The organism is Treponema sp. R8-4-B8 (genome assembly GCF_054786175.1).
Genome location: NZ_BDHE01000403.1, coordinates 1 through 446 on the forward strand (window position 1 = coordinate 1; position 446 = coordinate 446).

Genomic DNA, 446 nt, shown 5'->3' on the forward strand with positions numbered 1-446 from the left:
CCGGCGTTAAGTGGCAAAGGATTGATACCTCTGTCAGCCTCGCCAGAAGTTTCCGCGCAGAGTATATCGGAACTTGAATAAATCTTAGGCGGCGCGGGCATTATCGATAAAATTGACGTGCGTTTCATGGACGCCGTTACAGGCCTTTCAGGTTCCGGCCCCTCGTTTGTCTATTTATTCATAGAAGCGTTAGCTGACGGCGGATTCCGCGCAGGTTTGCCAAGAGACAAGGCCCTCCGCTACGCCGCCCAAACAGTGTTGGGTTCCGCCGCAATGGTTCAGGAAACAGGAAAACATCCGGGAGAATTAAAAGACATGGTAACCTCCCCCGGCGGAACCACAATAGCCGGCATCACCGACTCAGAAGCGCGCGCATTTCGAGGCACTGTAATAAAAGCGTGAGATGCACGTTGGAAACGCTCCTTGTCACATTAACCCCAAGACCT

1 protein-coding gene is annotated in these 446 nt (G+C 52.7%); it reads left to right on the forward strand.

The features are described from left to right. The first annotated feature begins 126 nt into the window (after positions 1-126). The gene (locus tag ACYVRA_RS08965; protein ID WP_461252366.1) at positions 127-402 is read left to right on the forward strand and encodes a pyrroline-5-carboxylate reductase dimerization domain-containing protein; all 276 of its coding nucleotides are present in this window, start codon (positions 127-129) and stop codon (positions 400-402) included. Positions 403-446 lie beyond the last annotated feature (44 nt).